This is a genomic window from Cobetia sp. 1CM21F (assembly GCF_023161745.1).
In the GTDB taxonomy this organism is placed as follows: domain Bacteria; phylum Pseudomonadota; class Gammaproteobacteria; order Pseudomonadales; family Halomonadaceae; genus Cobetia; species Cobetia amphilecti.
Window position 1 is genome coordinate 16898 of record NZ_JALNTQ010000004.1, and the last position, 13661, is coordinate 30558.

General features: G+C 63.8%; 10 protein-coding genes. 3 read left to right on the forward strand and 7 right to left on the reverse strand.

Features of this window, described 5'->3' with window-relative positions; all coding sequences use genetic code 11:
• Nucleotides 1-141 precede the first annotated feature (141 nt).
• Entirely contained in the window at nucleotides 142-993 is an 852-nt protein-coding gene (gene metF / locus MSG32_RS13305) for a methylenetetrahydrofolate reductase [NAD(P)H] (RefSeq protein ID WP_248380203.1), read from the reverse strand.
• Between the two features lie 397 nt (nucleotides 994-1390).
• Between metF and MSG32_RS13310 the strand changes: the two genes are divergently transcribed.
• Nucleotides 1391-2320 carry an AEC family transporter gene (locus tag MSG32_RS13310; protein WP_054556323.1) on the forward strand — a complete coding sequence of 310 codons (930 nt, stop codon included), beginning with the start codon at nucleotides 1391-1393 and terminating at the stop codon, nucleotides 2318-2320.
• A 3-nt stretch (nucleotides 2321-2323) separates the two neighbouring features.
• Here MSG32_RS13310 and MSG32_RS13315 read toward each other — a convergent pair whose 3' ends face one another.
• The 3 genes from MSG32_RS13315 to MSG32_RS13325 all read right to left on the reverse strand — a co-directional run bounded on the left by MSG32_RS13315 (nucleotide 2324) and on the right by MSG32_RS13325 (nucleotide 6309).
• Nucleotides 2324-3199 carry a UDP-2,3-diacylglucosamine diphosphatase gene (locus MSG32_RS13315; RefSeq protein ID WP_248380205.1) on the reverse strand — a complete coding sequence of 292 codons (876 nt, stop codon included), beginning with the start codon at nucleotides 3197-3199 and terminating at the stop codon, nucleotides 2324-2326.
• Nucleotides 3200-3377: 178 nt separating this feature from the next.
• Nucleotides 3378-4550: a GGDEF domain-containing protein gene (locus MSG32_RS13320; RefSeq protein ID WP_248380207.1), complete on the reverse strand. Its 1173-nt coding sequence runs from the start codon at nucleotides 4548-4550 to the stop codon at nucleotides 3378-3380.
• A 283-nt stretch (nucleotides 4551-4833) separates the two neighbouring features.
• Nucleotides 4834-6309: an NCS1 family nucleobase:cation symporter-1 gene (locus tag MSG32_RS13325; protein ID WP_131431037.1), complete on the reverse strand. Its 1476-nt coding sequence runs from the start codon at nucleotides 6307-6309 to the stop codon at nucleotides 4834-4836.
• 412 nt (nucleotides 6310-6721) lie between these two features.
• On the opposite strand from MSG32_RS13325, the gene MSG32_RS13330 reads away from it, so the two are divergent.
• Nucleotides 6722-7477, forward strand: a complete 756-nt coding sequence (locus MSG32_RS13330) for an aspartate/glutamate racemase family protein (protein WP_248380215.1) — start codon at nucleotides 6722-6724, stop codon at nucleotides 7475-7477.
• A 99-nt stretch (nucleotides 7478-7576) separates the two neighbouring features.
• On the opposite strand, the gene MSG32_RS13335 is transcribed toward MSG32_RS13330, so the two are convergent.
• The 3 genes from MSG32_RS13335 to metK all read right to left on the reverse strand — a co-directional run bounded on the left by MSG32_RS13335 (nucleotide 7577) and on the right by metK (nucleotide 10859).
• The gene (locus tag MSG32_RS13335) at nucleotides 7577-8848 is read right to left on the reverse strand and encodes a sodium:proton antiporter (protein WP_054556326.1); all 1272 of its coding nucleotides are present in this window, start codon (nucleotides 8846-8848) and stop codon (nucleotides 7577-7579) included.
• A 153-nt stretch (nucleotides 8849-9001) separates the two neighbouring features.
• A complete protein-coding gene (locus tag MSG32_RS13340; protein WP_216061197.1) occupies nucleotides 9002-9505 on the reverse strand; it encodes a YgjP-like metallopeptidase domain-containing protein in 504 nt (167 codons plus the stop codon).
• Between the two features lie 133 nt (nucleotides 9506-9638).
• Entirely contained in the window at nucleotides 9639-10859 is a 1221-nt protein-coding gene (gene metK, locus MSG32_RS13345; RefSeq protein ID WP_043335733.1) for a methionine adenosyltransferase, read from the reverse strand.
• 508 nt (nucleotides 10860-11367) lie between these two features.
• Here metK and tkt point away from each other — a divergent pair.
• On the forward strand, nucleotides 11368-13362 hold the full coding sequence (gene tkt / locus MSG32_RS13350) for a transketolase (protein WP_248380217.1): 1995 nt from the start codon (nucleotides 11368-11370) through the stop codon (nucleotides 13360-13362).
• Nucleotides 13363-13661: the final 299 nt, after the last annotated feature.

Below are 13661 nucleotides of genomic sequence, written 5' to 3' on the forward strand. Positions count from 1 at the left end.
TGAGGCCGGCGTCACTGCCGACGCCTTGAGTGGCTTGCGGGCCGCTGTCACAAGCGGCTACCCGTCAGACCTCAGGGCGAGCGACGCCACATTCAATGCCGCTCTTCCAATTACTTGTCGCGAACACCCGGCGCGCGTGACTCAACGAGAAGAGATCCCCAGATTTTCCAGCACCTTGAGACACGGCTCGGCCTGATTGAGGGTATAGAAATGCAGGCCCGGCGCGCCGCCATCCAGCAGACGCTGACTCATGCGCGAGATCACCTCGGTACCGAAGGCCTGGAGGCTCTCGCTGTCATCGCCATAGCTCTCGAGCTGCCGGCGAAGCCAGCGCGGGATGTCCGCCCCGCAGGAATCGGAAAAACGCGCCAGCCGGGTGTAGTTGGTGATCGGCATGATCCCCGGGATGATCGGCTGCTCGATGCCGGCGGCACGCGCGCGCTCCACGAAGTGGAAGTAGGCATCGGCATTGAAGAAGTACTGGGTGATGGCGATATCGGCGCCGGCCTGCATCTTGCGCGCGAAGTTCTCGAGATCGCTGTGGTAGTTGTCGGCCTGCGGATGGCACTCCGGATAGGCTGCCACCGCGATCTCGAAGTGATCGCCGGTCTCCTCGCGCACGAACTCGACCAGCTCGTTGGCGTAACGCAGCTCGCTGCGCAAACCCATCCCGGAGGGCAGGTCCCCGCGCAACGCCACCAGGCGCTTGACGCCATTTTCGCGATATTGCGCCAGGATCTCGCGCAGCTCACCGCGGTCACTGCCGACACACGACAGGTGCGGCGCGGTGCAGATGCCGCTGGCGCTGACCGACTGCACGGTGTTGAAGGTGCGCTCACGCGTGGAGCCACCCGCGCCATAGGTGACGGAGAAGAACTCCGGCTCCAGCGCCGCCAGCTGATCGCGAACCCCCTTGAGCTTTTCACGCCCGGCCTCGGTATTCGGCGGAAAGAATTCGAAGCTGATCCCTGACGGATGTTCGCTTGCACTCATGGGGCGGCCCTCGTGGTCGTCGTGTCCGGCATTGATGTCGTTATCGCCGCACACTTCGCGGTGTGCGTGCAGCAATACACGTCCGGCGCGTCACGCCACCGCCCTTGCACTGCATGTCGAGCATTCTGACCGCCGCCGCCGACCCCGGCCAATGAAAGGTTTTCGCCTCAACTTCAATACCATTCATATAAGAAAGTGCGTGTTTATAACCATTGCTGACAGTGGCGTCCTGCCCCGTAGTCCTGTCCCTCAGTCCTGCCCCTCACCAGGTGCGCAACCACGCGATGCGCAGCCGGATCAAGGAAAGGCGCAATGCGCGACATTCATGAGATGACGCTGACAGGGGCCACACGGCATGATGAGCCAAAAGGACAATGACGCTTCACAAGGAACCGTGATGGACCACATCGATCTGCAGCAACCGCTCTGGATGCTGATCACCTTCGTCGCCCTCGGCGCCCTCTGCGCACGCCGCCTCGCGATCGACCCGCGCCCCATCGCCACCTTGCTGATCTACGTGATCGCGCCGCTGACCTTCTTCCGCGGGCTGGTGCTCGGCGAGCCATCGCTGAGTGACCTGGGCCTGACGCTGGGACTGTTCTCGCTGGCCAGCAGTATCTGCCTGCTGGTGCGCCCGCTGGCCGCGAAGTTCTTCCCGCCGCAGGAAGCCGCCCTGCTCGCCTTCTCCTCCGGCACCGGCAATACCGGCTACTTCGGCCTGCCGGTCGCGATGCTGTTGCTGCCGCCGGAAGGCGTGACCCAGTACCTGTTCTGCCTGCTCGGCATCACGCTGTATGAGTTCACGCTGGGCTTCTACGTCAGTGCGCGCGGGCAGTTCTCGATGCGCCAGAGTCTGGTCAAGATCGTGCGTCTGCCGCTGATCTACGCCTTTCTGGCCGCTCTGCTGGTGGGGACGCTGGGGCTCGAGGTACCGGGGGCGGTGATGGAGGGACTCGACTACTTCAAGTACAGCTACACGGTGCTGGGCATGATGATCATCGGCATGACGCTGGGCGGTGTCAGCCTGCGCGAGATCGACCCGCGCTTCATTCTGGCCGCGACCGGTCTGCGCTTCGTGATGTGGCCATTGCTGAGTCTGGGCAGCGTGATGCTGCTGGGCAGCCTGTTCGCCCTCGACCCGGTGCTGGCGCAGGTGTTGCTGCTGCTGGGCGTGGTACCGATGGCCGCCAATGTGGTCGTGCTGGCCATCGAACTGAATATCCAGCCGGCCAAGGGCGCGATCGCGGTGATGCTGACCACCCTGGCGGCGCCGCTGATCATCCCGCTGTATCTGTCATGGATGCTGGCGATCAGCGGCCTGGGGTGAGGCTCAGGCGCCAGCCATCTCGGGCGTGACGGCGTCGGGCGTCGCGGCCGGCGCCGGGCGCGGCATCAGATGGCGCGGCGCTGTCTCGATGATCTGACCCTGCCAGTCGATCAGGTGCAGCGCGCCTTCGGCATCTTCCGCCAGCGCGGTGCAGTGCTCGACCCAGTCGCCGTCGTTGCAGTAGAGCACGCCTTCCTCGACCCGAAAGCCCGCCTGGTGGATGTGCCCCCCGACATAGCCATCCAGACCTTCGAGGCGCGCCTGACGCATGGCGGCTTCCTCGAACTGGGCCACATAGCGCTGGGCAGTGCCGCTACGACGCTTGAGCGCGCTGGCCAGCGACCAGTACGGCAGCCCGAACATGCCACGCGCGCGGTTGCACCAGCGGTTGAGCGACAGGATGAAGCCGTGCATGCCATCGCCCAGCTTGAGCAGCCACGGCGCGATGCGCACATGGGTGTCGAATTCATCGCCGTGGGAGACCAGCAGGCGACGACCGCTGCCGGTGGTATGGATCGCGCGCCGCTCGATGCTCACGTTGTGCAGCTTCAGGCCGCACAGGCGACGGAAGGCGGCATCATGATTGCCGGGAATGTAGATGACCTCGCAGCCGCTGCGCGCCAGACGCAGCACCCGCGCCACCAGCGCCTGCTGGTCCTTGTCGAGCACCGCACGCTTGCGCATCGCCAGCAGGTCGACGATATCGCCGACCAGATACAGGCGTTCGGGGCGCACGCGACGCAGCAGCTTCGCAAGCAGCGCCGCCTGGCAGTCCGGGGTCCCCAGATGCACATCGGAGATGAACAGCGTGCGAACCTGACCGAGAGCGTCGGAAGCAGGCGGCATTTCAGCACGGGGAGCCGATTGCGGAGCGGTCATGTCAGTCACCTCTGGGTTGCCAGGCGGAATCGACAGGCGAGGCGCAGATGGCCCCTGTCGTTGCCCAGCAAGACTGAGGGGAGGCGATGACATACCCGTAACAGCGACATGAAAAAGCGATGACAGCCATTGCCATCAATCACTTGCAGCATGAATGAGGGGAAGATCGCGGGCTTTTTTATGCCTGAGGGTCGTTGGCGCCCGCCATGGCCCGCCGCCGAGCGCGCTTCTGACGATACATGCGGTCATCCGCGATATGGATCAGATCATCGACATCCACATCGCCCTGCAATACCGGGTCGTGGGTGACGCGCCCGATGCTGACCTCGACCGGGAAGGGGATTTGCTGCTCCAGGCGTTGCTCCTGAAGATGGCGCATCAGCTGGGTCGTCGCCTGCTGGCTGGCCATATCACAGGCACCGGGCATCACGACCAGGAATTCATCGCCGCCCAGGCGGCATGCCAGACCGTCTTCACCGGCCGCCTGGGCGACACTCCGGGCCACCAGCTGGATCAGGCGATCCCCCTCGGCGTGCCCGAAGCTGTCGTTGACGTGCTTCAGGCGATCGACATCCACGAACAGGATCGACATGCATTGCCGAGTGCTCGTGCTCTCGGCCAGCATCCGCTCGAGAAAATCAAAGCCGAAACGGCGATTGGGCAGCCCCGTCAGCAGATCATGATTGGCGCGGTATTCCAGCTCGTTCTGCTGGGTGAGCAACCGCTGATTCATGTCGTGCAATTCGAGATTGCGCGCCTCCAGCGTGCGCTGCAGCCGGATGGTGCGATGGAAGGTCGAGGCTCGGGCATGCGCCAGTGCCGGCGCGATGAAGAGGGTCCCCAGGATGTAGGCACCACCAGCGCCGGCCAATGTCGTCAACGACAAGGGGCTCAGCCACACATAGATGGGCACATAACACAGTATCAGCGGCAGGCTGCTGGCCAGCTGGTAGCGCCAGCCCCACACCAGCCAGGCAGGCATGGCGATCAGCATGCAGGTCGAGAAACTCAGGTTCCACAACGTCAGCGTCAGCGCATCCGGAATCAGCGCGGCACCGAAGCAGAAGAACAGATTGGCGGGTATCGCCCCGGCCAGCAGGATCTTGTCCGAATGCACGCCGCCGCGGCGCAGCTGGAGGATGCACAGCAGGCAGCAGAGGAAGATGATCAGCCGCCCCACCCACAACGCCTGCCAGGCAGACGGCACCTGGAAATAGTCAAACAGCAGGAAGCAGGCGAAGCACGCCATGGCGAACATGATGAAGGTATTGTTGATTCGCGTGCGATAGTGCTGCGCTTCGATATCCGAACCGTCCCTGCCCGGCAATATCAGATGTTCATGAAGCGGCATGTTCCATCCTCGACACTCGGTAGCATCAGCCAATGTTACACCGCGCGCAGAGCACACCTCACTGGAATAAAGAGTTGATCAGTAAACGCAAGATTACCGTCTGCCTGACAAGACAATGTGCTGCGTCATCAGGCCGGCCAGGCGAAGCAAGGGCAAAGAGGTGTCGGCAACAAGAATGTGCCGGCAACACGAACGAAAGCGCCCTGCTGTCGTCATCCATATCGGTGGCGACAGCAGGGCGCTGAAGGTAAAGCCAAGGCAATGCCAGCTCACGGCCTGAGCGTCATGACATCTTCTGGCGTACCCCGGCCGGTACATAGATGCGTGCAGAGGCGGCATCTCCCAGCCAGTACCCCGAGAAGATGCCATAAAGCCCTGCCGCCATCAGACCGCCGATGAACAGCGTGAAGTGGGTGATGTCGCCCAGCGGCAGGAAGCTGATGATCAGCGTCACCGCCGAGGAGACCAGCAGCGCCTTGACCGCCGCGACGTTGACGCCCTTCTCGAAGAAGTACTCGCCTTCCGCGCTGTCGGTGAACAGCGCCTTGGTGTTGATGCCGCCCTTGTTGACCAGATAGTGGTCGAACAGGATCACGCCATACACCGGCCCGATGGCCGCGGCGAGGATGCCCACGGTGTACTGGATGATCTCCGGGTTGTTGAACAGATTCCACGGCGTGATGAAGATGGAGCCGACGGCGGCGAGCATGCCGCCCATGCGCCAGCTGATGCGGGACGGTGCCACATTGGAGAAGTCGAACGCCGGGGACACGAAGTTGGCCACGATGTTGATGCCGATGGTCGCCAGCACCAGGGTCAGGATGCCCAGCGCTGCCGCGACGCCATTGTCGATGCGGGCGACGGTCTCCATCGGGTCATGCAACATCTCGCCGAAGATGGGCTGCGTGCCGGACACCACCACCACGGTGATGACGGCAAACAACAGGAAGTTGACCGGCAGGCCCCAGAAATTGCCGCGCTTCACATCACCGGGGGTAGCGCAGTAGCGCGAGAAGTCTCCGAAGTTGAGCGTCGGCCCCGCGAAGTAGCCCGCCACCAGCGCCGCGGCGATCACCATCTGCCACAGGGCGTCGCTGCCCGAGAGCGTCTTGCTACCCAGCGTGAAGCTGATGTTGTCCCAGCCGGCCTGCCAGACGATCCAGCCCGCCAGCGCGAACATCACCACATAGACGGCTGGCCCGGCGAAATCGATGAAGCGCCGCACCGCATTCATGCCCCACCAGAACACCAGCGCCTGCAGCACCCACATGAACAGGAAGCAGTACCAACCCAGCTGCGAGAGCCCGAACAGCTGGGTCTCGGTCAGCCCTTCCAGCGACGGCACATAGCGCAGCAGCACCAGCATCAAGGCATGCGCCGCCAGATACGTCTGGATGCCGTACCACACCACCGCGATCAGCCCGCGGATGATCGCAGGAATGTTGGCACCATAGATGCCGAAGGACTGACGGCAGACCACCGGGAAGGGCACCCCCGTCTGCTGGCTGGGCCGCGAGATCAGATTGGCGAACACCTGCACCACCAGAATGCCGACCAGCATCGAGACCAGAATCTGCCAGCTGGCCAGCCCCAGGGTGAACAGACTGGCGGCAAAGACGTAGCCACCGACGCTGTGCACATCGGACATCCAGAACGAGAAGATGTTGTACCAGTTCCAGTTCTGCTCGCAGGGGGCGAGGTCCTCATTGATGAGCCGCTTGCTCGCGTTGCTCAGATCAGGGGGAGTCTGGGGTGTCATTGTTGTCTCCAGAGGGGCTTGTGGGCCATGGGCCAGTCACGAGGCGTCATGCCTCGCCATACCCTCCCCTTATCAACAAGCGTGCCAGTGAAACACTTGTTGCGGATTTTCAATCTCCAAGCGTTTTCCCCAAAGCCCGCTCTGCGCAACAACCCCTGCCAGTAATGCCATGCGCGCGGCAACTCCTGAGACATCAAGCACCATCAACTTCCGCTGTATTAGCCATATGCACCACAGCAGCGCGTCACCAATGAAACGAACGTTGCGCCAGCAGGTGTCGCCGGGACTGGCACGGATGCTGCTCGTGTTTTGTGTGCTCCGCTCGCACGGCCTCGCATCCGGCGCGCGCCGTCACGAGAAAGCCCGTCACGAAAAAGCCCGTCACGCGAAAGTCCATCACGAGCCCACCATCATGAGAGAGCCCGCCATGTTGCGTCTCAAGGTCATCAATCCCAACACCAGCCAGGCGATGAGCCAGCAGATGGCGCACTCGCTGCAACGGCAGCTCGCCCGGGACGTCCACCTCGAGGTGCTGACTGCCGAGCATGGCGCCCCCAGCATCGAGACCGCCGTCGAGGAAGCCATGGCGGTGGTCGCGCTGCTGGCGCTGATCGCCCGTGATCGTGAGGGCCTGCTGGAGACCCCGCCCGCCGATGGCTATCTGCTGGCCTGCTTCGGTGACCCCGGCCTCGAGGCCGCACGCGAACTGAGCCCCGTGCCGGTGATCGGCATCGCCCAGGCCGCCATGCACATGGCCACGCTGGCGGCTCCCTCCTTTGCCATCGTCACCAGCATGACCAGCACGCTGCCGATGTCCGAGCAGCTGCTGGAGCGCTATGCGATGCGCCCCCTGTGCAAGGCGCTGCTGGCCTGTGACGTACCGGTACTCGCGCTGTCCGAGGCGCGCACTCCCCCCGCGGCATTGCTGGAGAGCTGTGAACACGCCAGAGCCAGCGGTGCCGGCAGCATCGTGCTGGGCTGCGCTGCGATGGGGCCGCTGCGTGATGCCATCGCGTCAGAGGTCGGCCTGCCGGTGGTCGACCCGCTGCTGGCGGGGCGCGACCTGCTGCTGACCCTGATGCGCCAGCCCGCTGTCGCCCGCGCGAAGCAAGCGGGTGAGGTGAAACCCCTCAGCGGTGTCTTTGCCCGGGGCCTGGCAGCCCTTTGACCCGCCAGCAAACTGCCCTTGGCTGGCGCCTCGCGACCGAAACGCAAACGCCCCCTCACTGCTGCCAGTGAAGGGGCGTTTGCATTGGCCGACTCTGACTCAGTGCTTGTCGTTCGACTCTCCCGAGTGGCTGCGATCGCCGACCACCGCCGTCACCAGCTTGCCGATGCTCAACCCCTGCACGAGGATCGAGAACAGCACGATGATGTAGGTGGTGACCACCAGCGGCTCGCGGAAGTCGCCTTCGGGAATCGCCAGCGCCAGCGCCACCGAGATGCCACCGCGCAGGCCGCCCCAGGTGAGCACGCGCGTGGTGCCTGGGCGGAAGGTGTACCAGCGGCGCAAGAGGCTCAGCGGAAGACCGATCAGCGCCAGGCGCGAGAGCAGAATCACCGCCACCAGCACCAGCGCGATGCCGATCGAGGTCAGCGTGATCGGCATCAGTACCAGTTCGAGGCCGATCAGCACGAACAGCACCGCGTTGAGAATCTCGTCGACCAGCTCCCAGAAGCCGTCCAGATAGCGGCGGGTGTTGTCGGACATGGCGCCATCACGCGCCATGTTGCCGATGATCAGCCCCGCCACCACCATCGCGATGGGGCCGGAGACATGCAGCGCCGAGGCCAGCGCATAGCCGCCCAGCACCAGCGCCAGACTCAGCATCACCTCGACCTGATACTGGTCGATGCTGCGCATCAGCTGGTAGACCAGCGCGCCCAGCGCCAGCCCGAGCAGGATGCCGCCGCCGGCTTCCTCGAGGAACAAGAGCCCCATGTGGCCGAGTTCGACCTCGCCGCTGCCGGCCGACGCCGCGCTCAGCAGCGCGGTGAACAGCACCACCGCCACGCCATCATTGAACAGCGATTCGCCGACGATGCGGATTTCCATGTCGGCAGGCGCGCCGGCACTGCGCATGATGCCGAGCACGGCGATCGGGTCGGTGGGCGAGATCAGCGCACCGAACACCAGGCAATACAGGTAGGGCACCTCGATACCGGCCCACTGGAACAGCCACCAGGCGGCGGAGCCGATCACCAGCGTCGAGATCAGCACGCCCAGCGTGGCCAGCAGGCCGATGGAGCGCCTGTAGGCCTTGAGGCGCGAGAGGTCCACGTGCAGCGCGCCGGCAAACAGCAGGAAGGACAGCATGCCGTCCATCAGCAGGCTGTTGAAGTTGATGCGGCCCAACCAGTCTTCCGCGGTATCGGCCACGACGGTGGTCACCGCGAAGTGATCGAGCCCGATCACGCCCAGCGACAGCACCAGGCCGATGGCCATCACGCCGATGGTCGGCGGCAGGCGCAGGACACGATGATTGAACCACATGCACACGGCAGTGATGGTGATGAACAGTGCAGCGAGATTGAGCATCCGAAAACGGTCCTTTGCAGTGGCGCCGATACCCCTGATGGCATGACGTCCTTGTCATTCTTTCCAGTTCTTCTGTCGCGTGAGCGGCCGCGTGGCTGTCTGAACTGAGCGTGACTGTCCAGATCGGCTCATGGCTACCAGAACGGAGCGCGGCTACCAGAGATCGCCGTGGCGTTCACGGTGGCAGAGATAGAGACGCAGCTCGAACTCACGTTGATGATACTCCGGCTGCATGTGACAGCAGAGCCGGTAGAACGCCTTGTCGTGGGCCTTCTCGCGCAGATGCGCCAGCTCATGCACCACGATCATGTTGAGCAGTGGCTCCGGCAGGCGACGGAACAGCGACGAGATACGGATCTCGTTCTTGGCCTTGAGCTTGTTGCCCTGCACCCGCGACACGAAGGTGTGCAGCCCCAGGGCGTTGTCGATGACGTGAATCCGGTCGTCGTAGATCACCTTGCTGATCGGCGCCGAGCTGCGCAGATACCGATTCTTCAGCGCCATGGTGTAGTCATGCAGCGCCCGCGCACCCTGCAGCTGATGAGGCTCGGGATACTTGCCGAGGAAGAAGGCTGCCGTCTTGCCCGACGCCAGCAGTTCACTCGCCTGCTGTTGGATCTCGGGGGCGTAGCCCTTGAGATAGCGTAGATCAGCCACTGAGCATCTCTCCTGTTGCTGTCCGAAGGAGGGCCAGAGACAAGAAAACCCGCCGAGGCGGGTTTTCTTGTCATGGCGCCGAAAGCGAGGGGCGAGACGTCCGCCACCTGCCAGGCCTGTCGAGCTGGCGAGTTTACAGGCCAGCGGCAGCCTTGAGGCCAGCGGCACGATCGGTCTTTTCCCACGGGAAGGCAGTGAAGGTTTCGGTCTTCTGCTCGCCGCTCACGTCGGTCCAGCTGTAGCTGTGCTCGAACGGCTCACGACCGAAGTGGCCGTAGGCAGCGGTCAGCTGATACATCGGGTGCGCCAGGTCCAGCATGGTGGTGATGGCGTACGGACGCAGGTCGAAGTGCTCGCGCACCAGCTCGACGATCTTGGCATCGCTGATCTTGCCGGTGCCGAAGGTGTTGATCGAGACGGAGGTCGGCTCGGCGACACCGATGGCGTAGGAGACCTGGATCTCGCACTTGTCGGCCAGGCCGCTGGCGACGACGTTCTTGGCCACGTAGCGACCGGCATAGGCGGCGCTGCGGTCGACCTTGGACGGGTCCTTGCCGGAGAAGGCACCACCGCCGTGACGGGCCATGCCGCCGTAGGTGTCGACGATGATCTTGCGACCCGTCAGACCACAGTCACCCACCGGGCCACCGATGACGAAGTTGCCGGTCGGGTTGATGTGGTATTCGGTGGTCTCGGACAGCCACTCGGCCGGCAGCACCTGCTCGATGATCTCGCGCTTGACCATCGCGCGCAGGTCTTCCTGGGACACTTCCGGGTCATGCTGGGTCGACAGCACGACGGCTTCGACGGCGACCGGCTTGCCGGCTTCGTCGTAGCGGAAGGTGACCTGGCTCTTCGCATCCGGACGCAGCCACGGCAGCATGCCGTTCTTGCGCAGTTCCGCCTGACGCTCCACCAGACGGTGAGCGTAGTGGATCGGCGCCGGCATGAAGGAGTCGGTCTCGTTGGTGGCGTAGCCGAACATCAGGCCCTGGTCGCCCGCGCCCTGATCTTCCGGCTTGGTGCGATCGACGCCCTGGGCGATATCGATGCTCTGCTTGCCGATCAGGTTGAGGACACCACAGGTCTCGCCGTCGAAGCCGACGTCGGAAGAGGTATAGCCGATATCGGTGATGACACGACGTACCAGCTCCTCGAGATCCACCCACGCGCTGGTGGAGATCTCACCGGCCACGATGGCAACGCCTGTCTTGACGAGCGTTTCGCACGCCACGCGTGCCTGCTTGTCGCGCGCGATGATGGCATCGAGCACGGCGTCGGAAATCTGGTCGGCAATCTTGTCCGGATGCCCTTCGGACACGGACTCGGATGTGAAGAGTGAGTATTCGCTCATTGGTCCTCGACCCTCTTTTCGGATGCGGGGATGATTCGGCCACTGACGGCAGACTGCGTTGACGACCGAGTAGAAACACGCTTGCGGCGCACGATGAAGCTCAACACGGGCGGTTGAGCCTCGGGGGGGCGAGTTTACACGCCACTTATGTGAGTTCCTAGCGCAATGGGGCCCGTGGGGCCGTCCAATCGAGACCTTTTTGCGACAAGCGCTGCACACAGGGTAATAAGCCATTGCCACCTTTGGACGAGCGCACATCCCGGATGCGATTTGCCGCGCCCTGTCATCTCGGTGACAATACCCGCCCGGAGATCACGCTCGGACGCGAGTCCGCGCGTACAAGGTTCACGCGACGCACTGTCCTTTCCGGCGCACTGTTTCAGGCGCACAGTCCTGAAGGAGACCCAGGCAGCAGCATGCCCTGGCTCTCGGGATGCACTGAGCGTCCGGCGCAGCACGCCGTGATTCATTGCCCCACTCTTGACGCCCGCAGGCGAGGAGCTACTGCATGCCTTCCCGTTTTGACCTGGCCAACGCCATCCGTGCACTTTCCATGGACGCCGTTCAGAAGGCCAAGTCTGGCCACCCCGGCGCCCCCATGGGCATGGCCGACATCGCTGAAGTGCTCTGGAACGACCACCTCAAGCACAACCCGGCCAACCCGAACTGGGCCGATCGTGACCGCTTCGTGCTGTCCAACGGCCATGGCTCCATGCTGCTCTACTCCCTGTTGCACCTCTCGGGTTATCAGCTGAGCCTTGAAGACCTGCAGAACTTCCGCCAGCTGCACGCCAAGACCGCCGGTCACCCGGAATACGGCTACGCGCCGGGCATCGAGACCACCACCGGTCCGCTGGGTCAGGGTCTGGCCAATGCCGTCGGCATGGCGATCGCCGAGAAGACACTGGCGGCGCAGTTCAACCGTCCGGGTCACACCGTCGTCGACCACACCACCTGGTGCTTCCTGGGTGACGGTTGCATGATGGAAGGCATCTCCCACGAGGTCAGCTCGCTGGCCGGCACCCTGGGTCTGGGCAAGCTGATCGCCCTGTATGACGACAACGGCATCTCCATCGATGGCGAAGTCGAAGGCTGGTTCACCGATGACACCGCCAAGCGTTTCGAATCCTACGGCTGGCACGTCGTCTCCAACGTCGACGGCCACAAGCCGGAAGAGATCAACGCCGCCATCGCGCTGGCCAAGAGCCACGACGACAAGCCGAGCCTGATCATCTGCAAGACCGTGATCGGCTTCGGCTCCCCGAACAAGGAAGGCACCGAGTCCTGCCACGGCGCGCCGCTGGGTGATGACGAAGTCGCTGCCACCCGCGAGAAGCTGGGCTGGACCCACGCGCCCTTCCACGTTCCGGAAGACATCTATCAGGGCTGGGACGCCAGCGAGCGCGGCGCCAAGCTCGAGAGCGACTGGGATGCACTCTTTGCCCGTTACGCCGAAGCACACCCGGAACTGGCCGCCGAGTTCACCCGTCGCCTGGAAGGCAAGCTGCCGCACGCCCTGACCAGCGAGAAGATGATCGAGGATGCCCAGGCCGCCGGCGACAGCCCGGCCTCGCGCAAGGCCTCCTTCGAATGCCTGAACCAGCTCGGCCCGCAGCTGCCGGAACTGCTCGGCGGCAGTGCCGACCTGGCTCCGTCCAACCTGACCTTCTGGAAGGGCGCCCAGGCGATCACCCGCGAAGACTTCAGCGGCAACTACCTGCACTACGGTGTGCGTGAGTTCGGCATGGGCGCGATCATGAACGGCGCCGGTCTGCACGGCGGCTTCATCCCGTACGGCGCGACCTTCCTGATCTTCATGGAATACATGCGCAACGCCGTTCGCATGGCCGCCCTGATGGGTCAGCAGGCCGTCTACGTCTTCACCCACGACTCCATCGGTCTGGGCGAAGATGGCCCGACGCACCAGCCGATCGAACAGCTGACCAGCCTGCGCACCACGCCGAACCTGTCCACCTGGCGTCCGGCGGATGCCGTGGAGACAGCGGCAGCGTGGGATGCAGCCATCAAGCGTCACTCCGGCCCGACCGCGCTGATCCTGTCGCGTCAGAACCTGCCGCACCAGAACCGCGACAAGGCCCAGCTGGCCAACATCAGCCGTGGCGGTTACGTGCTGAAGGACGCCGCCAACGGCCAGCCGGAAGTGATCCTGATCGCCACCGGCTCCGAAGTCGGCCTGGCGATGGATGCCGCTGCCGAGCTGGAAGCCGCCGGTCGCGCCGTGCGTGTCGTGTCCATGCCGGCCACCGACCTGTTCGATGCGCAGGACGCGGAATACCGCGAATCCGTGCTGCCGTCTTCCGTCACCGCACGCGTGGCGATCGAAGCCGGTCATCGTGACTACTGGTTCAAGTATGTCGGCCTGAACGGCGACATCATCGGCATGGAGACCTTCGGGGAATCCGCGCCGGCTGGCGACCTGTTCAAGCACTTCGGCTTCACGGTCGAGAACGTGGTCGAACGCGCCAACAAGCTGCTGGGCTGATCACCGCCTGACCCACCCCGTCGATGACGGAGTGGGATGCAGATCGACGCCGCCGCCTCCCGCTGGGAGCGGCGGCGTTTTCGTCTGTGCGACACTCGAGGAGCCCTCAAGCGTCACCGGCTGTCGCCTGTAGTCGACGTGGCTCACACGAGTCGCGGCTTGATGACACGATTCATCCTGCATGAGCGGTCATTCTCCGGCGATCATGCCCGCGACAGACAGCGCAGACGGCGACTACACAACCCCTCCAGTTGGGTAGTGTGACTACGTGTCCTTAGACGAAAAAAACCAGAAATCAG